The following is a 19,195-nucleotide window of genomic DNA, read 5'->3' on the forward strand; positions in this document are numbered from 1 at the left end:
GTCGGCGCTCCTGAGGCGTCTTCGACACCGTTTCGTCGTGAGCGCCGGCCCGCCCGCCGGAGTACTTAATATTCCGAGCGTTCGAGATTGTGACCGATTGACATGAGTTCTGGCGAGCTTCCATCCAGTGCCGAGACCGTCATCGTCGGTAGCGGGGCGGTCGGGTGTAGTGTCGCGTACCACCTCTCGGAACTCGGTGCGCAGGACGTGGTCGTCGTCGACCAGGGACCGCTGCCGGTGACCGGCGGGTCGTCGGTCCACGCGCCGGGCATCATGTTCCAGACGTCGCCCTCGAAAGTGCAGACGAAGGCGGCTCACTACACGAGTCGACTGTTCTCGGAGATGGGCGTGTACGACGAGGTGGGCGGTATCGAGGTCGCTCGGAGCGACGAGCGCATGGACTTCCTCCAGCGCCGCGTCGAGAACGCACGCTCGTACGGATTGCCGGACCCGCAGTTGCTCGGCCCCGAGGAGGTGGTCGAGCACCTCCCGCTGGTCGATTCCGACGAGATTCTCGGCGGCTACTACTCGCCGACCGACGGTCGCGTCGACGGTATCGGTGCCCTCCAGTGGTACATCGAGCACTCGGACGCGACGTTCTACGGCGACACCGAGGTGACCGACCTCGTGGTCGAGGGTGGGACGATTCGAGCGGTCGAGACCGACCGTGGACGCATCGACTGCGAGCGGTGCGTCGTCGCGACGAACAACTGGGGCTACCAGACGGGCCGTCTCGCGGGTATCGACCTCCCCATCGCCCCGGTCGAACACCAGTACGTCGTCACCGAACCGCTCGACGAACTGTCCGAGTACGGCAGTTCCGTGGGCGACAACACCACCGACCTCGACGTGCCGGGGAACCGCGACATCCAGGAGTTCATGAGCGAAGCCCCCACGCAACCCGTGGGCCGCGACCAGGACCACTCGCTGTACTTCCGCAACCACGGCGACGCCCTCGGGATGGGGTCGTACAACCACGAGTCGCTCCCGGTCGACCCCGAGACGATGGGGGCGAACAGCGAGGACCGCCAGGCGTCGGTCCGGGAGTTCTCCCGACGACACTGGGAGCGGGCGACCCACCCCGACCGGGACACGTCGGCGAAGCAGGCGTTCGACGAACTGCTGCCCGCCAGCGTCGACGCCGAGTACGCCGTGACCGAGAACGGCATCTTCGTCTTCACGCCGGACGGGATGCCCGCCGTCGGACCGACCGCACAGGTCGAGGACCTCTGGAGCGCGCTCGCCATCTGGTGGACCCACTCCGGGGGGTACGGTCGCCTGGTCGCCGAGTGGATGGAGAACGACGTCCCGCGCCTCCCGTCGGGGCCGGTCGACGTCGGCGGTATCCACGTCCGCCGGTTCGCACCGCACACCGGGGAGAAGGGGTACTTCGTCGACCGGGGTTCGACCCGGTATCGGCAGGTCTACTCCATCGTCGAACCGCGGTGGCAACCCGAGGACCACCGCGGCCTCCGACGGAGTCCGTTCTACGACCAGCAACGCGAGTTGGGTGCGAACTTCGTCCAGAGCGGCGGGTGGGAGAGCGCCCAGTGGTACGAGTCGAACGCCGACCTCGTCGAACGGTACGCCGAGGAGATTTCCGAGCAGGACGGGTGGGAGTCCATCAACCGGTCGCCCATCGAGGGGGCGGAGCACCTCCACACCCGCGACGCGGTGTCGATGTTCGACATGACCTCGTTCAGTTCCATCGTCGTCGAGGGGCCGGACAGCGGGGCGTTCCTCCAGCGCACGTGTAGCAACGACGTGGACATCGACGTCGGACAGGTCCGCTACTCGCTGCTGTTGAACGAGGGCGGCGGCATCCTCGCCGACGTCACCGTCGTCCGACTGGACGACGAGCGGTACATGGTGACGACGGGCGGGGGGAACTCGCCGGGCATCCACGGTACCTGGCTGAGGGAACGCGCTCCGGACACGGTCTCGGTCACCGTCGAGGAGGGCGCGAGGTCGACGGTCGGCCTGTGGGGACCGAAGGCGCGGCTCCTGTTGCAGCGCTGTACCGACGCCGACATCTCGAACGGAGGTCTGCCGTACTTCCGGGCGAAGCGGCTCTACGTCGGCGAGGTGCCCGTCGTCGCACTGCGGGTCTCGTACGTCGGGGAACTCGGCTACGAACTGTGGGCACCGGTCGAGTACGGCCAGCGCCTCTGGGAGACGCTGTGGGAGGCGGGTCGTGACCTCGACGTCCGACCGATGGGCGGTGGTGCCCTCGAATCGATGCGACTGGAGAAGGGCTATCGACTGTGGGGGACCGACATCGACACCGACGCGAACCCGTTCGAAGCCGGTCTCCCGTTCGCCGTCGACCTGGACACCGACTTCGTCGGGAAGGCGGCGCTGGAGGAGGCCCGCGAATCGGGCGTCGAGAGCCGAATCACCCCCATCACGCTCGACGACTCGACGGACATCCTGTCGAGCGGGCGTCCCGTCTTACACGACGACGGCGAGGCCGTCGGCTACGTCCAGGCGGCGGACTTCGGCTACTCCATCGGGGAGTCCATCGCCTACACCTACCTCCCGAGCGAGGTGGCCGAGGCGGGGACGGCCGTCCAGGTCCTCTGTGAGGGGGTGACCTACGACGCGACCGTCCGCGACGAACCGCTGTTCGACCCCGGACGGGACCGTATCCTGCGATAACGAGGGACGGACCGACGACCGACATCGACACTCGGCCCAGACGACCGACACCCGGCACAGACCACTACCCTCGACCACACCACGACAGACTCATGCCACCGACCGACGCCACCGACGCACCCGACCTGCCCGTGACGTACCGGGACATCGAACGAGCACGCGACCGCCTCGACGACGACACCGTGGTCAAACAGACCCCCGTCGAGACGAGTACGTCACTCGGTGCGCTGGTCGACGCGGAGGTGTTCCTCAAGATGGAGCATCTCCAGTGGACGGGGTCGTTCAAGACCAGAGGCGCGTACAACAAGATCTGTCAGGACACCGACCGTGGCGTCGAGTCGTTCGTCGCCGCGAGTGCCGGAAACCACGCGCAGGGGGTCGCCCTCGCCGCGACGAAGTGCGGGGCGTCGTCGACCATCTACATGCCGGAGACCGCACCGCAGGCGAAGGTCGACGCCACGCGAAGCTACGGGGCGACGGTCGAACTCGTCGGGAAGGACTTCCAGGAGACGATGGCGCACGCCAAGGCGGCCGTCGAGGAGACCGACGCCGAGTTCGTCCACGCCTACGACGACCCGGACATCATCGCCGGACAGGGGACGCTCGGCACCGAACTGTACCACGGCTGTCCGCACATCGACACGGTGGTCGTCCCCATCGGCGGCGGCGGCCTCATCAGCGGTGTCTCGACGGCCATCAAGCACCTCTCGCCGGACACTCGCGTCGTCGGCGTTCAGGCCACGGGTGCGGAGACGGTCCACGAGAGCCTCGAGAAGGGGATGCCGGTCACCCTCGACGAGGTGGACACCATCGCCGACGGCATCGCCACGGGCGGCATCAGCGAGACGACCCTGCGCATCATCGAGCGGAACGTCGACGAGGTCGTCACCGTCACGGACACCGAGATAGCGCAGGCCATCCTGCTGCTCCTGGAGCGGGCCAAGCAGGTCGTCGAGGGGGCGGGCGCGGCGTCGGTCGCCGCGATACTGAGCGACTCGCTCGACGTGTCGGGCGAGACCGTCGTCCCCCTCCTCTGCGGCGGGAACCTCGACATGACGAGACTCCAGACTGTGTTGGTTCACGCCCTGACCGCCCGCCAGCAGATACTCAGACTCCGGATCCGGATCGACGACCGGCCGGGGACGCTGCAGGACATCGCCGGGACCATCGCCTCGTTCGGGGCGAACATCCACGACGTGCGCCACGACCGGTCGGTCGACGACCTCGAGATCGGCGAGGCGTATCTGGTCTTCAGGGTCGAGACGAGCGGGGAGAGCCACGCGGCGGCCATCGTCGAGGCGGTCGAATCCAGCGGCTATAGCGTCGAGAACATCGCGACGACCCTCGAGACGTAGGCAGTCGGACGGGCGGAGTGCGGAGCAGTCGGGTCAGCGGGGTGAGACGACACTGGCCGCGACCGGGTTCGACCGCCGCTCGCGCCCCTCGCTCGTGGCAACATATAACATGGGTCATTTAGAACTACGAACAGGTGTCACGGATGTACCAACATATACTGATACCCTACGACGGGAGTGAAGAGGGGCTTCGAGGAGCGACGCACGGTATCGAACTCGCGAGTGCGGTGGGTGCGACGGCCCACGCGCTGTACGTCATCGACCTGCCGGGGGTACCCCGTGCCCTGTCGCTTCGTGACGACGAGGAGCAACTCAGAGAGGAGTACAACGCGTACGCGGACAAGATCCTCGACCAGATACAGGAGGTGGCGGCGGAACACGGCGTCGAGTGCGAGACCGACCGTCGAAGCGGGTCGGTCGCCGAGGAGATCTCCGACTACGCCGAGGAGAACGATATGGACGTCATCGTACTGGCGTCGGCGTACCGCGGCCGAATCGGGACGCTCCTCGGGGGGACGACGGACAAGGTGGTGCGGACGGCGACGGTACCGGTCCTCACACAGCGGATGGGCTACGACGAGATCTGAGGGGGTCTACCGGCCAATCGACGGTCGGCGGCCCCCAGGGACCGACGGCCAGGTGGCGGACAGACGGGCCCGTCCTCGTCGGTCAGTGCGCCACGAAGAACCGCTCCCGGAGGTAGATGACGATGCTGGCGCTCAGAAAGCTGACGCCGGCGATTCCGAACTCACCGCCGGTCATCGCGAGGGCGGCGAAGCCGATGAGGACGGCGGCGACGAGCGCCGCCACCGCCGCCGGAACGTTCACCATGTCTCCCGGTCGGTGACACGACGACATGAAACTGTACGCTCTCCGACCGGTCGCTAGAACAGGTGGCCGAACTCCCAGTGGTACCGACACCGGTGACAGGTCGCCCACTCGGGGACGTCGAACGCGTTGGGGTGTCGGATGCCGTGTTCCATCGCGTCGCCACAGACCGGACACTGGAGTCGCCTGAGCGTCAGGTCGGCGAACTCGGCGGGGGGAAACACCGCCACGCAGCGGGGACAGTCGATCTTCTCGCGAGCGTCCCGCTGGTGGATGTCCGCCCCGCACCGCGGACACGCCAGCCAGGCCGACGGCCGACTGGCCCACCCCGTGTCGCCGTCTATCGTCGTGTTGTGCGTCTCGGGGATAGCGAGGTCGAACTTCGTGGCGTCGGGGTCCTTCCTGAGTGGCCCGACGAGGATGCCGACGAGCCGTTTCAGTTGCCCGAACAACACCCCGAAACGGTCGCTCATCGCCGGTACTAGCAGGGCGGTGTGGATACGCTCAGCGCTCGTCAAAGAGCAAGAGTGTCTCGAAAAATTGATAGTCGTGTTCCATACGTCCACGGCTCTGTCAGAACTCCATGGATTCCTCTCTTCTCTGCCGATTTACCGGTTCATCCTACACGTGGTGCCCGGAAATCACGCGAACACTTATCATACCACGATTACATTTTGGGGGGTGAGGGTGTGTGGCACACTCATACGGCTCCCGGCCGTACTGTGTAGAGCGTCGTGTGCGAGTGGAGTCGTGGTCGCGTCGATGTGCTGTCCGGTCGACAGGGCAGTGGCCTCGACCGGGGCCGTACACGAACGAGCGAACGAGAACGGACACGAGGTCAATGATTCAACTCGACAACGGACGGGCGACAGGGTATCTGTACCGTGGGGTGACCGATGGCGGATAAATCCGATGCGACGGGGGAGATGTCCGAGGGGCTCCAGGTGGAACTGTTCCACCCGGACTCCGACCGGAAGCCGGGCGACACGAACTACCAGGGCTACGGGTTCGACGTCCACCCGATCGTGTTCCCGGTGGCACTACTGATAATCGGCGTGTTCGTCGCGGTGACGATCCTGCTGGGTGAGGGTGCAGGGGAGATGTACAGCGCGGTCAGATCGTTCTTCGAGACGACGTTCGGGTGGTTCTTCCTGCTGGCGGTGAACATCTTCATCGTCACCATCCTCTACTTCGCGTTCAGCAAGTACGGGAAGATTCGAATCGGTGGGGTGGAGGCGAGAAAGGAGTTCAGCGACTTCTCGTGGATGGCGATGCTGTTCAGCGCCGGCATGGGCATCGGGCTCATGTTCTTCAGCGTCGTCGAGCCGGTGTTCTACTTCAACAGTCCGCCGGGCTTCTTCGGGGCGGAGGCCGGAACCGGTGCGGCCGCCTCCGCCGCGATGGCACAGACGTTCTTCCACTGGGGGTTCCACCCGTGGGCCATCTACGGCCTCGTCGGGTTGGGGCTCGCGTTCTTCTCGTTCAACCGGGGGCTGCCGCTGACCTTCCGGTCGATCTTCTGGCCGCTGCTCGGTGACCGCATCTACGGCTGGCCGGGCCACGTCATCGACCTGGTGACGGTGTTCGCGACGCTGTTCGGTCTCGCGACGTCGCTCGGACTGGGCGTGGCGCAGGTCAACGGTGGTCTCGCGTACGTCAGCGGTGACGCGGTCCTCGGTGTGGCATCGATTCCCCAGACGACGTTGATTCAGGTGCTGCTCATCGCCGGAATCACCCTCATCGCGACGGCGTCCGTCGCGGCGGGGCTCGACAGCGGGGTCAAGCGCCTGAGCACGCTGAACCTCTACCTGATGCTCACGCTGCTGGGGTTCCTGCTCGTCGTGGGACCGACGGTGTACATCTTCGGCACGTGGGTCCAGGGGCTGGGGACCTACTTCGGCAACCTGCTCTCGCTGTCGTTCTTCACCGGCGCGCAGGGGTCGGGAGGAGACATCGTCCAGGGGTGGACGATCTTCTACTGGGCGTGGTGGATCGCGTGGTCGCCGTTCGTCGGCATGTTCATCGCGCGCATCTCGAAGGGGCGAACGGTCCGTGAGTTCGTCATCGGCGTGCTGTTCCTGCCCAGCATGTTCTCGACCATCTGGCTGTCGACGTTCGGTGGGAGTGCGCTGAACAACGCGCTCGCCGGCGGTGCCGTCCAGACGCAGTACAACGCGCTCGAGTACGGCGTGTTCGAGACGCTCGGCATGTTCATCGCGCTGAACCAGTACCCGCTCGGTGCCATCTCGGGCATCCTCGCCACACTGCTCGTCATCACGTTCTTCGTCACGTCGTCGGACTCGGGGTCGCTGGTCATCGACCACCTGACCTCCGGGGGCAAACACGACGTGCCACGTGCCCAGCGCATCTTCTGGGCGCTGACCGAGGGGGGCGTCGCGGCACTCCTGCTGTGGGGTGGCGGTCTCAACGCGTTGCAGACCGCCTCCATCGCGACCGGCTTCCCGTTCGCGGTCATCCTGCTGTTGATGTGCTACACGGTGTATCTGGGGCTCAACAACGAGTACGAGATCCTGGAGTCCGAAGAGTTCGCCGAACGCATCCAGGACGTCACCAGGCGTGACGAGGTCGACGTGGTGTCGAGCGGCAGCGACGTGGTGACCGACGTCTCGGGAGGTGGTTCCGGCGCGGAAGGCAGCGACTGACGCGACGACGGCGACCCGACCCCTCCTTCTTTCGACCGACGACCGCGACCGGCGTGAGCCCGCGAGCGACTGCTGTCGCGGTCGTCACGGGCCACCCACGCGCCGTCGTCGTGAGGAGGGTCGACGGCTCACCCCGGGGTCGCTTCCGCCTCGTCGGCGTGTATCCAGCGCCGCGTCGGTCCGCCCACGCCGAGGCACGCGAGGGCCAACCAGACGACGGCGGCGACTGCGAACGGGAGGACGAGCCAGACCGTCGCACAGACGAGCCCGACCGCGACGAGGCCGACCCAGGGTTCACGACCGCCGACCGCCGTCGTCAGCCACGCGCCGACGACGACGAACCCGAACCCGGACAGCGAGAGGACGAGCAGACACAGTACGATGAGTAGCAACGTCGCGAGCACGCCGGACGCGACACCAAACCGCGACAGCTGGCTGACCGCGTAGCCGACGAGGAAGACGACCAGCCCGAACGCGACGAGTCCGTAGACGACCGACACGAGGGGGTTCGCCATCGAGGCGTCGACGGCGTCGTCGATGCGACCACCCGCGACGGAGAGGACGGCACCACCGGAGAGGACCGTCGCCACGAACGCGAGCGTCGCCAGAACCGGACCAGAGGCGTCGAGGATGGCGGCCGGCTCGACTGCCTGCACGGCGGTGAACCAGCCGTCGGACCCGACGCCGAACGCGGCAGTGCCAGCCACAGTCATATCTCGTGACTGTGACAGGTGGTGCTGAAAAGCTATCGACCGCCTGCTCCCCGGCCGTCACGCGCCGTCGGGTCCCCGTCTCGACGTCGGCATCCTCGGTCCGTCGGGTTCCGGAAGTGTCGTGGCTCGGTCGGCTCGACCGCACGACGACGACCACATCGTCTCTCGATTCTGGCAGGTGTACCAACGTTCTTGTCGCGGTGCTCGGAAGCTCACTGCGAGATGTCATCACCAGACGAGGTAGCGGGGCCGCTCCCGACGGACTACGAGATCGCACAGGCGACCGAGATGGAACCGATCTGGGAGCTGGTCGAGCCGTGGGGGCTTGGACTCGACGACCTCCAGTACTTCGGCTCGTACACGGCGAAGGTGAAACACGACGCCATCGACCGGCTTCGAGAGCAGGCCGAAGAGCGGCCCCGGAACCTCGTGCTTGTGACCGGGATGACGCCGACGCCGAAGGGTGAGGGGAAGACCGTGACGACGGTCGGTCTCGGTCAGACGCTGAACCACATCGGCGAGGAGGCGATGATAGCGATTCGGGAACCCTCGCTCGGGCCGGTGTTCGGCGTCAAGGGCGGGGCAGCGGGCGGCGGCCGGTCGCAGGTCCTCCCGATGGAGGAGATCAACCTCCACTTCACGGGCGACCTGCACGCGCTCACCTCGGCGCACAACCTCATCGCGGCGATGCTCGACGCGAAGATAGCGCAGGGCAACGACCTCGACATCGACGTCAACGATGTCTCCTGGCCGCGAGCCATCGACATGAACGACCGCGTGCTCAGGGAGACGGTCGTCGGTCTCGGCGGGAAGACCGGCGGGACGCCGCGGGAGAACCAGTTCCTGCTCACCGCGGCGTCGGAGCTGATGGCCGTCCTCTGCATGGCGAGCGGGCTGGCCGACCTCAAAGAGCGCGTCGCACGCATCATCGTCGCCTACGACGGCGAGGGGGACCCGGTGACGGTCAACGACATCGAGGCCACGGGCGCGGTGACGATGCTGCTTCGGGACGCCATCAAGCCGAACGTCGTCCAGACCATCGAGGGAACACCGGCCTTCGTCCACGGCGGTCCCTTCGCGAACATCGCCCACGGCACCAACTCGCTGATGGCCGACAAGGCCGCGTTCGGGATGGCCGACTACCTCGTCACCGAGGCCGGGTTCGGCTCCGACCTCGGAGCCGAGAAGTTCCTGAACATCGTCTGTCGACTCGGCGAGATGGAACCCAACGCCGTCGTCCTCGTCTCGTCGGTCCGGGCGCTGAAGTACCACGGCGAGAACATGTGGCCCGCCGACTACGACGACATCGACGCCGCCGGAACCGGTGCGGTCGAGCGCGGGCTGGAGAACCTCGACAAACACGTCGAGAACCTCCAGAAGTTCGGCGTCCCCGTCGTGGTCGCCGTCAACCGCTTCCCCGACGACGCGGACGAGGAGGTGCAGGTCGTCCTCGACCACTGTCGCGACGACCTCGACGTCCCCGCCGCGGAGTCGACCGTCTTCGAGGAGGGGAGCGAGGGCGGCGTCGACCTCGCAGAACGCGTCGTCGAGGCAGTCGAGAGTGGAGAGGCGGAGTACGCGCCGCTGTACGAGGACGAGGACTCCATCAAGGAGAAGATACACACCGTCGCGACCGAGGTGTACGGCGCGGACGGCGTGAAGTACACCGGCGGTGCCGACCGGGACATCGAGCGGATGGAGGACCTGGGGTTCGGCGACTTCCCGGTCTGTCTGTCGAAGACGTTCCACTCGCTGAGCGACGACGCGAGCAAGAAGGGCGCGCCGACCGGGTGGGAACTCGAGATTCGCGAGGTGTACCCCTCGGCGGGCGCGGGGTTCCTCGTCGCACTCACCGGCGACGTCCTGACCCTCCCCGGTCTGCCGAGCGACCCCGCCGCCGCGGGGATGGACATCGACGCCGACGGGAACATCTCGGGCCTGTTCTGAGTCACCGAGGCGGCCGAGTGTCCCCGTCGGGCGATGGCCGACACGCCGCGTTCCTTTTGTACCACCTCGACGAACTGTATGGTAGTGAATAGCTCGCAAGGCGAAGGGGACGAGCGCGCGTACGAGGCCCTGTTCTACCGGACGGACCGGGTCGCGCTCGTCGAGTGGCGACAGTTCTCCGGGGCGAAGCCGACCGTGTTGCTGGTCGGCGTCGTCGCGCTCCTCGCGTTCGTCACCGGGCTCTCGAACATGACCCAGCAGTCGCTCGTACTGGCCGGGCCGCTGGCGGGCGTCGTGCCGGACGCGGTGGTGTTCGCCCGGTTCGCCGGCGTGCTGTTCGCGTTCCTGTTGGCCCCCCTCACGCTCGGTCTCCAGCGGCGCAAACGGCTCGCCTGGCAGGTGGCTGTCGTCTCCCTCCCGGTGCTGGCGACCCTCCCGCTCGTCACCTTCCAGACGACGGACGTACCGCTACTGCTGGCGCTGGTCGCGGCGTATCCGCTCCTCGTCGTGAATCGGGGCGAGTTCGACCGGCCCATCGAACTCTCGCCGCTCCAGGTCGCGTCGCTGGCCGCCATCGTCGGCGTCGGCCTGTACGGGACGGTCGGTGCCTACGGCCTCCGCGAGCAGTTCCTCGGCCTCGACGACTGGGCGGACGCCGTCTACTACGTCATCGTCACCATCGCGACCGTCGGCTACGGCGACATCACGCCGACGACCCCCGAAGCGCAGTGGTTCTCGCTCTCGGTCATCGTCCTCGGGACCGGCGCGTTCACCGTCGCCATCGGGGCGCTGGTCGCCCCGGCAATCGAAGCCAGAATGGCAGCCGCATTCGGAAGCATGACCGCATCAGAACTCACACTCCTGGAGGATCACGTCGTCGTACTCGGGTACGGCGACCTCACCGCACCGTTACTCGCTCGACTCGCCGACGAGACGTCGTTCCTGGTCGTCACGCCCGACCCGGACGTCGCGTCCTCGCTCACGTTCGACGGAATGAACGTCCTCACCGGCGACCCGACCGACGAGGAGACGCTCGAAGAGGCCCGCGTCGACGTCGCCCGCGGCGTCGTCGTCTGTAGCAACGACGACGCGAGGGACGTGCTCGCCGTCCTCGCCGTCAAGAGCCTCGCACCGGACGTCCGGGTCGTGGCGGCCGCGAACGAGGAGAAACACGTCCCCAAGTTCGAGTCGGTCGGTGCCGACGACGTCGTCAACCCGCTCACCATCGGCGGTCGACTCCTCGGCGCGTCCGTCCTCGGCGCATCCTCCCCCATCGCCGACGCGATGGACGACGACGGGTGACTCCCGGAGGCTCCCGATGGTGGTGACACACCGTTCTCGGGTTCCTGACGTTCGTCTCAGCTGCTAGGAGGATACTTGGCCTCCCAGTGGAAACTGACAGCGTATGAGCGGGAGTGAGGCCGGAGAGACCGGTGGCGTCCTCGCTGGAGTGTTGCTCCCGCTCTGCATCGGGTCGGGGGCGGTCGTCGTCGCGGGGTTCTTCTTCCCGGAGTTCGTCGGCGACGCCGTCGACGGCCACGTCTGGCTGGTCGTCGCGCTGACGTTCTTCGGCTCCGGGCTGGGCTACCTCGCCGTCCTGCCACACGCAGCGACGGCCGGCGAGGAGCACCGGCCACCGGCGCTGCTCCGAATCAGGCGACACTCCGTGCGTGTGACCCTCGGCGAGTTCCTCGCCCGTCACGACCCGGTCGTGCTCGGCGTCCCGGTCGCCGTCTTCGCCCTCTTCTGCGCGTCGCAAGCGCTGTTCCCCGGAGCGACGACGGCCGTCGTGGACGGCGTCTCGAACACCGTCCTCCTCGGTGGCGGTCCGCTGTTCCTCGGCGCGATGTTCCTCGCGGTGTGTTACTGCCTGGTCCTGCTCGTCGGCCCCTGGGGCGACGTGAGACTCGGTGCGCCCGACGCCGAACCGACGTACACCTACCCGACGTACTTCACGCTCGTCTTCACCGCCGGCATCGCCGCCGGGGTGGTCGTCTGGGGGCCGGCGGAGGCGCTGTTCCACTACCGGACGCCCCCGCCGACCGTCGACGCGCAGCCGCAGTCGGCGGCGGCAATCGACGGAGCGCTCACCTACGTCCTGTTCCACTGGGGGCTCTCGGCGTGGAGTGCGTACGCGGTCATCGGCCTCCCCATCGCGTACTTCGTGTTCAGACACGACGCCCCGCTCCGGGTCTCGACGATTCTGGCCCCGTTCCTCGGCGTCGACGGCCTCGACTCGCTGTGGGGTCGCCTCGTGGATACGCTCGCCGTGTTCGCGACCATCGGTGGCATCGCCACGTCCGTCGCGCTCGTGAGCGAGCAGTTCCTCGCCGGCATCACCTTCCAGTGGGGGGTGACGACCGGCCGGACCGGGTCGGTCGTGTTCATCGCTGGGCTGACGCTCGTCGTCCTGCTCTCGTGTGTCACCGGCGTCCACCGGGGCATCCGGCGCATCGCCGCGCTCACCGTCGCCCTGTTCGCCCTGTTCGCTCTCGTCGTGTTCGTCGTCGGGCCGCGGTCGTTCGTCGTCTCGCGGGGCCTCGACGCGGTGGGCGCCTACGCGCTCGGCTTCGTCCCGCTGAGCCTCACCCTGGGAGACGGGTGGGTCACCGACTGGACCGTCTGGAACTGGTCGTGGTGGTTCTCGTGGGCCCCGTTCGCGGGGCTGTTCGTCGCCGCGCTGTCCCGCGGGCGGCGGATTCGGACCGTCGTGGTGACGAGCGTCGTCGCCACGTCGGCGGCGACCATGGTCTGGTTCCTCCTGCTCGGTGGGACGTCGCTCTGGCTGCAACACCGGGGCCGGACGGACGTCCTCGGGACGCTCGCCGACAGCGGTGGCTCCGAGGCGGTGGTGGGGTTCCTGGTGTTCGACGCCCTGCCGCTCGGCGACCTCCTCGTGTTCCTCTTCCTCGGCCTCGTCGTCGTGTTCATGGTGACGTCGGCGGACGTCTCGACGCTCGTCACCGCGTTGCTGGCCACCCGTCGCGGCCTCGCCCCGACGACGGGGAGCATCGTCTTCTGGGGGACGTTCCAGGGTGCGGTCGCCGTCTCGGTGCTCCTCTTGGGGGGCATCGAGACGCTCCAGGCGCTCGCCGTCCTGACCGGTCTCCCGTTCGCCGTCCTCTCGGTGGTCGCGCTCGGCGGGCTCACCCTGACGTTCGTCCGTGAGGAGGGCGGCCACACGTCGCTCGTCGGGCGACTCCTCGCGAAACTCCCATCGGTCGGGTTACACCACGACATCGACCCACCAGACGAGGAGTGAGGTGGCTCCCGCACCACCTCGTCGCGCGACGTTCGCTCACCGGGTCTCGGTCCGGCCACACTCCGGGCAGACGACGGTGAGTCCCTCTCCCTGGTCGCGCTCTCCCTCGACGACGCCCTCCCCGTCGCACAGTCCAGATGCAGACTCACCTGGTGGTCGCCGTGGTCCCCGAGGACGAGGTCACCCGGCTCGTCCGGAAGAACGATACCCCGGCAGTAGTAACACTCGCTTGTCATGGGTTGTCAATCGTGGGTCGTGGTCAAGTATCTGCCCCGTGACCGACACATCGGGCGCGAGACGGTCGTCGAGCGTCGACACTCTCCTCGACCCGACCGGCCCTGGTCTCGCCGGCCTGTCTCGGCGACGCCTCGGCGAACGGACGAGCCAGGTGTCGCCGGGTGACGTCCCCGACTCTGCTGACCGGCGACCGGGCCGCCGAACGGATTCTGTCGACCGTCCGGAGTGACGTGGAGACCCTCCGTGCACACGGCGTCGTCCCGACGCTGGGGACGGTGTTAATGTCGGACGACGAGACGCAGACTCGGTTCATGGAGCTGAAACACGAGCGGTGTGCCGAACTCGGCATCGAGACGAGGCGTCGCGACGTTCCGGCGGACGCGCCCGCGTCGACGCTCTACGACACCGTCCGGTCGCTCGGGGCGGACGACGACGTCACCGCGCTCTTCGTCCAGGTTCCGCTCCCCGACCACGTCGACGGTCACCGGGTCCACTCGCTCGTCCCGATTCAGAAGGACGTGGACTGCTTCGCCCCCGAGAACCTCGGACGACTCGTGACGGGGGAGCCACGCGTCGTCCCCGTCACCGTCCGCGCCGTGGTGGAACTGCTCTCGGCGTACGGCATCGAGACCGCGGGCCGCCACGTCGTCGTCGTGGGCCGGGACCCGACCATCGCTCGGCCGCTCGCGAACCTGCTGCTGAAACGCGGCCCCGGCGGCGACGCGACGGTGTCGGTCTGTCACACCGCGACGACGGACCTCGCCTCGGTGACGCGCCGTGCGGACGTGCTCGTCACCGCAGCGGGCGCACCGGGACTGGTCGACGGGTCGATGCTCGGCGACGGCGTGGTCGTCGTGGACGTCAGTGCCACTCGCGTCGACGTCACGGAGTCAGCGGCGTCCGGTTCCGAATCGAACGGTCCCGGGACGAGGTCCGAGTCCGGTGCAGAGCGGCGGTTCGAACTCGTCGGTGACGTTGACTTCGACAGCGCTGCAACCAGAGCGAGTGCCATTACTCCTGTTCCCGGCGGCGTCGGTCCCCTCACGCAGGCGATGCTCGTCCGGAACGTGGTCGACGTGACGGCGAGGCGAACCGGGGCGTCCGCACTGCTCACGTCGCCCTGACCGACGTCCCGCTCACCGGGTGTTCATCTCGCCGGTCGGGAGCGCACTGCTCAACGCCTCGTCGATGAGTTTCTTCTCGGCCTTGCGGAGGTGTTCGAGGAACGTCGAGTGACAGATGCCGAGTTCGTCGGCGAGCGTCTCGGCGTCGACCTGCCGCGGCCAGTCGAAGTAGCCCGCCTCCTTCGCCAGGGTGATGACCTCCGACTGGCGAGCCGACAGCGAGAGCGTCGGGTCGCCGATGGGCTGGAGTCGCCCGAGGTGGACGTCGCCCAGGTCCCGCAGTTCCGCTATCATCTGCTTGAGCTCCTCGCGGCTGAAGACGATGACGTCGAACGTGCGGTGGGTCCCGTCGAACTGGTTCATCTGCTGGAGCATGCCGTGGTTCGCGCGGATGACCGGGAGCACCCCCGACGAACGCTTGGTGATGACGAGCTGTGAGTCGGGGACGTACTTCACGTCCTGCACGGCGTCGCTCTCCCGGAGGACGTCGGCGATGGCGTCGCGGTGGTCACCGGCGTCCATGACGAACCGGATGTTCTCGTGGTCGATGGTCTCGAAGTAGTATATCGGGAACCCCCCGTTCGTGATGTCGGTTATCTCGCTGAGGACGTGGTCCTCGTCGAGGTTGATGTGGATGGTGGCTGTGAACATGGTCCGTTGAGGGTCAGCGTTTCGCGTCCGTCGGCATCAACGTCGCGCCAGCCGTCCGGTCGCCGTCGGACGGTCGGCCGTCGAGTGGTCCCGGCATGGTGGTCAGGCCATCTGTGCAGTGTCGGCACTCCGGGAGCCGAGGCGGTTCTCGAGGACGAAGAAGCCCACGTTGACCACGGTGGCGACGAGCACGAGCACGACGATTATCGCCAGCATCGGTGCGGTCTGGACGCCCGCGATGTACTCGACGAGGGTGTAGCCGAGTCCGGCCCGCGAGGCGAACATCTCCCCGAGGACGATGCCGAGGAAGGTGAGGTTGAACCCCAGTCGGAGGCCGATGACCAGCCCCGGCAGGATGGAGGGGACGATGACGTGACGGAACGTCTGCCAGCGCGACAGCCTGAGCGAGCGGGCGACGTCGAGGTGCGTCTCGTCGATGGTCCCCATCGCGGACATCGTGAGGATGGCGACGGGGAACACGCCGTGGAACCAGCCGAACGCTATCTTCGAGTCCATCCCGAACTGGAAGACGAACAGGAAGATGGGGAACAGCGTCACCTTCGGGATGGCGTAGGTTCCGAGGACGATGGGCTCGAACACGTCGTGCCAGAAGTCGCTGAGGCCGAGGGCCACGCCCGCCCAGATGCCGACGACGATGGCGAGGACGTACGCGACGAGGAGTTCCGTCATCGTCCGCTCGAACCCCTCGACCATCCACCCCGAACGGATGCCGTCGAGCAGGGCGTCGAACGTGTCTGTCGGCGTGGCGAGGGCGAACCCGCTGACCGACATCGCCAGCACCTGCCAGAGCGCCACGACGACCAGCGGGACGGCCAGTCGCCCGAACAGGACGACGTCGCCGTCGAACCGGAACCGCGAACTGCTGGTGCTCATCCCCTCACCCGCCGGTAGAGGCGGTTCTCGACGTAGCTGAGCGCGCCGTTCATCACGAGCGCGAGGACGACGACGAACAGCATCGCGGCGTACATCCCGCGGACGTCGAAGTTGTTGTAGTTGTACGCGATGAGCCAGCCGAGGCCGCTGTCGGCGAGGATGAACTCGCTGGCGATGGTCCCGATGAGCGCGTAGACGAACCCCAGTTTCAGCCCCGTGAACACGTACGGCACCGACGCGGGGAAGTAGACGTATCTGAGCAACTGCCAGCCCGAGAGGTTCATGTCCCGGCCCGCGAGCACGTACGCCTCGGGGATCTGGCTCAGTCCAGACGCCGTGTTCGTGACGATGATGACGACGCTGAACCCGAACGCGATGAGCAGGATGGGCGCGATGCCCAGGCCGATGAGCGCGATGAGCAGCGGGTAGAACGCGAAGAACGGTATCGCGTAGTAGATGAGCAGGTACGGGTCGAGTATCTGCTTCAGCCACGCCACCTTCCAGAGCAGGACGCCAGCCGAGACGCCGACGACCAGCGCCAGCGCGAACGCGCCGAACACCGCCGCGAACGTCTGGACGATGTGTGGCGTGAGCGTCCCGGACTGGAGCAGCGTCACCAGTTCGTCGACCATCTCCGAGAGCGGGATGAGCGTCGTCGACGAGACGAGACCGAACCGCGGCGCGAACTCGACGAACCCGACGAGCGCGAGGACGACGATGGCCTGTGCGAGTCGGACCTTCCGCGTCCGCGAGAGGCCGACGGTCACGCCGGCCTGCTGGGTCACCTCGGACATCAGTTGTCGGCTTCGGCCTGTTCGGCCTGCTGGGTCTTCTGGGACAGTCCCTTCTTGCTCTCGTCTTTCAGTACGTCCCACAGCTCCCTGACGAGTTCGTTGAACCGGTCGGTCGACATCGTGTCGTCGTCCCGCGGCCGGGGGATGTCGTTCTCGACGATGGTCTTGAACGTCCCCGGCCGGGCGCTCATCACCGCGATGCGGTCCGAGAGCTGCACCGCCTCGTTGATGTTGTGGGTGACGAACAGGATGGTCGCGCCCGTCTCCCGCCAGATGCGCAGTAGCTCCTCGCCGAGGATGAGGCGGGTCTGCTCGTCGAGCGCGCCGAACGGTTCGTCCATGAGGACGATGTCCGGCTCCATGACGAGCGTCCGGGCGATGGCGACGCGCTGGTTCATCCCTCCCGACAGCTCGGTCGGGTCGGCCTGTTCGAACCCCGAGAGGCCGACGAGGTCGATCATCTCCTCGGCGCGCTGGCGGGCCTCCTGCTTGCCGACGCCGTTCCGCCGAAGGCCGAACTCGACGTTCTCGACGACCGAGAGCCACGGGAACGTGCTGTGGTCCTGGAACACCATCCCGATGCGCTCGTCCGGCCCTTCCACGCGGGTGCCCTCGATGGACACCTCGCCCGACGTCGGGTCGACCAGGCCGCCGATTATCTCGAACAGCGTGCTCTTCCCACAGCCGGTCGGGCCGATGATGGAGACGAACTCGCCGCGGTCGATGGAGAGGTCGATACCGTCCAGGGCGACGATGGTGCTGACCCGGTCGTCGCCGAGGCCGTACGTCTTCGAGAGGTCGGCTATCTCGAGCATCGTCAGTTCAGTTGGCTCAGGTCGACGTGCTTCTCCTCGGGGAGGAACGACTGGTCGATGAGCTTCGACCACTCGACGTCCCGGTCGATGAGGTCGATGTTCTTCATCCCCTCCTCGATGGTCTGGAGCCCCTCGACGCTGAACTCGTTCTCCACGTAGTAGTCGTCGGGACCGACGTTCTCGATGGCGGCGGCCATCGTCGCCTTGTCGTACCCGTCGTTGTACGACGCGAATATCTCGGCCATCTCCTCGGGGTTCTCGCGCACGAACTTGACGCCCTTCGCCCGCGCCCGGAGGTAGCCACGAACCGCCTCGGGGTTCTCCTCCAGGATGTTCCCGCCCGCGATGATGCACGTCTGCTGGAACTGCTCGATGTAGTCTTTCGCCCAGAAGACCACCTGCCACTGCTCTTCGTCCTGCTGCTGGGAGCTGAACACGGGGTCGAGGTTCGCCGCGGCCGCGATGGAGCCCTTGTTCAGCGCCGTCAACCCCTCGCTCACCCCGCCCATCGCCTTGAACGACACGTCGTCGGGCGTGATGCCGTCGGCGCGTTTCACCGAGAGCGCCGAGGTGTTCTGCGTGACCGACCCGGCGCTGGTGAACCCGGCCGTCTTCCCCTTCAGGTCGGTGATGTCCTGGACGTCCGACCCCTTTGGCGCGACCCAGTTGATGGTCCCCGGCGTGTTCGTCGCCCCACCGATGATGGTCAGCGGCGCGCCCGCGTAGTAGGCGTTGACCGCCGCCGGCGTCGCCACCTCGCCGAACGCCAGGCCGCCGGTCACGACGTTCCGGACCGTCGTCCCGCCGCCCGACGAACCGACGAAGCCCTCGATGGTGATGCCCTCCTCCTCGAAGTAGCCCTTCTCCAGCGCCGCCTGGTACGGCGGCGAGTACATCAGGATGGGCCAGTGAGTGACCGTCGCTTCCGTCGAGAAGGACGCGCCGCCCCCGCCACCACCGCCGTCGGTGCTCCCGTTGCCGCCGTCGCCGCCACCGCCGCCGTCGTTACTGGTTCCTCCGCCGTTCCCCTCGCCGTCTCCCCCGCCGAGACAGCCAGCGACACCGAGTGTCAGTGCCGTTCCTGTCGCGCCCAGTAGCTGTCTGCGGGTCGTGGTACCCCCGTTCGTGTCACCACTTGACATAGGCGCCGATTTACGCCGATTCGCCTTACGACTTTAACCGACACTTGTGGGGACTTTATCAGAGGGGCCGAGAGTGGGTGCTCGGCGGGTGCCGTGTTCGGACTCGGGTCGG

At 67.2% G+C, this 19,195-nt stretch carries 16 protein-coding genes; 8 read left to right on the forward strand and 8 right to left on the reverse strand.

Annotated features, from left to right (window positions below; all coding sequences use genetic code 11):
- Positions 1–102 precede the first annotated feature (102 nt).
- The 3 genes from MX571_RS07700 (at position 103) to MX571_RS07710 (ending at position 4,600) form a co-directional block, all read left to right on the forward strand.
- Positions 103–2,658: a GcvT family protein gene (locus MX571_RS07700; protein WP_247415178.1), complete on the forward strand. Its 2,556-nt coding sequence runs from the start codon at positions 103–105 to the stop codon at positions 2,656–2,658.
- A gap of 92 nt (positions 2,659–2,750) precedes the next feature.
- Positions 2,751–4,013, forward strand: a complete 1,263-nt coding sequence (gene ilvA / locus MX571_RS07705; protein WP_247415179.1) for a threonine ammonia-lyase — start codon at positions 2,751–2,753, stop codon at positions 4,011–4,013.
- Between the two features lie 143 nt (positions 4,014–4,156).
- Entirely contained in the window at positions 4,157–4,600 is a 444-nt protein-coding gene (locus tag MX571_RS07710) for a universal stress protein (RefSeq protein WP_247415181.1), read from the forward strand.
- An 82-nt stretch (positions 4,601–4,682) separates the two neighbouring features.
- Here the strand turns inward: MX571_RS07710 and MX571_RS07715 are convergent, their stop codons facing one another.
- A complete protein-coding gene (locus MX571_RS07715; protein WP_247415183.1) occupies positions 4,683–4,844 on the reverse strand; it encodes a hypothetical protein in 162 nt (53 codons plus the stop codon).
- Between the two features lie 53 nt (positions 4,845–4,897).
- Complete coding sequence (locus MX571_RS07720) at positions 4,898–5,314, reverse strand: hypothetical protein (RefSeq protein ID WP_247415185.1); 417 nt, start codon at positions 5,312–5,314, stop codon at positions 4,898–4,900.
- Positions 5,315–5,737: 423 nt separating this feature from the next.
- Between MX571_RS07720 and MX571_RS07725 the strand changes: the two genes are divergently transcribed.
- Positions 5,738–7,504, forward strand: a complete 1,767-nt coding sequence (locus tag MX571_RS07725) for a BCCT family transporter (RefSeq protein ID WP_247415187.1) — start codon at positions 5,738–5,740, stop codon at positions 7,502–7,504.
- A gap of 128 nt (positions 7,505–7,632) precedes the next feature.
- Here MX571_RS07725 and MX571_RS07730 read toward each other — a convergent pair whose 3' ends face one another.
- Complete coding sequence (locus MX571_RS07730; protein WP_247415189.1) at positions 7,633–8,211, reverse strand: hypothetical protein; 579 nt, start codon at positions 8,209–8,211, stop codon at positions 7,633–7,635.
- A gap of 228 nt (positions 8,212–8,439) precedes the next feature.
- Between MX571_RS07730 and MX571_RS07735 the strand changes: the two genes are divergently transcribed.
- The 4 genes from MX571_RS07735 (at position 8,440) to MX571_RS07750 (ending at position 14,787) form a co-directional block, all read left to right on the forward strand.
- Positions 8,440–10,164: a formate--tetrahydrofolate ligase gene (locus MX571_RS07735; protein ID WP_247415191.1), complete on the forward strand. Its 1,725-nt coding sequence runs from the start codon at positions 8,440–8,442 to the stop codon at positions 10,162–10,164.
- A 78-nt stretch (positions 10,165–10,242) separates the two neighbouring features.
- The gene (locus MX571_RS07740; protein ID WP_247415193.1) at positions 10,243–11,466 is read left to right on the forward strand and encodes an NAD-binding protein; all 1,224 of its coding nucleotides are present in this window, start codon (positions 10,243–10,245) and stop codon (positions 11,464–11,466) included.
- A 103-nt stretch (positions 11,467–11,569) separates the two neighbouring features.
- Positions 11,570–13,426 (forward strand): BCCT family transporter, encoded by a 1,857-nt coding sequence (locus tag MX571_RS07745; protein ID WP_247415195.1) that lies wholly within the window; start codon positions 11,570–11,572, stop codon positions 13,424–13,426.
- Between the two features lie 398 nt (positions 13,427–13,824).
- Positions 13,825–14,787, forward strand: coding sequence for a bifunctional 5,10-methylenetetrahydrofolate dehydrogenase/5,10-methenyltetrahydrofolate cyclohydrolase (locus MX571_RS07750; protein WP_247415196.1), 963 nt, complete (start codon positions 13,825–13,827; stop codon positions 14,785–14,787).
- A gap of 12 nt (positions 14,788–14,799) precedes the next feature.
- On the opposite strand, the gene MX571_RS07755 is transcribed toward MX571_RS07750, so the two are convergent.
- The 5 genes from MX571_RS07755 to MX571_RS07775 all read right to left on the reverse strand — a co-directional run bounded on the left by MX571_RS07755 (position 14,800) and on the right by MX571_RS07775 (position 19,083).
- Positions 14,800–15,438, reverse strand: coding sequence for a helix-turn-helix domain-containing protein (locus MX571_RS07755; RefSeq protein ID WP_247415198.1), 639 nt, complete (start codon positions 15,436–15,438; stop codon positions 14,800–14,802).
- A gap of 102 nt (positions 15,439–15,540) precedes the next feature.
- Complete coding sequence (locus tag MX571_RS07760) at positions 15,541–16,332, reverse strand: ABC transporter permease (RefSeq protein ID WP_247415200.1); 792 nt, start codon at positions 16,330–16,332, stop codon at positions 15,541–15,543.
- Positions 16,329–17,126, reverse strand: a complete 798-nt coding sequence (locus MX571_RS07765; protein ID WP_247415201.1) for an ABC transporter permease — start codon at positions 17,124–17,126, stop codon at positions 16,329–16,331. Before MX571_RS07765 ends, MX571_RS07760 begins: the two co-directional genes overlap by 4 nt.
- The gene (locus MX571_RS07770; protein WP_247415203.1) at positions 17,126–17,941 is read right to left on the reverse strand and encodes an ABC transporter ATP-binding protein; all 816 of its coding nucleotides are present in this window, start codon (positions 17,939–17,941) and stop codon (positions 17,126–17,128) included. Before MX571_RS07770 ends, MX571_RS07765 begins: the two co-directional genes overlap by 1 nt.
- Positions 17,942–17,943: 2 nt before the next feature.
- Positions 17,944–19,083 carry an ABC transporter substrate-binding protein gene (locus MX571_RS07775; RefSeq protein ID WP_247415204.1) on the reverse strand — a complete coding sequence of 380 codons (1,140 nt, stop codon included), beginning with the start codon at positions 19,081–19,083 and terminating at the stop codon, positions 17,944–17,946.
- Positions 19,084–19,195: the final 112 nt, after the last annotated feature.

It is taken from the genome of Halomarina salina, assembly GCF_023074835.1.
GTDB classification, from domain to species: domain Archaea; phylum Halobacteriota; class Halobacteria; order Halobacteriales; family Haloarculaceae; genus Halomarina; species Halomarina salina.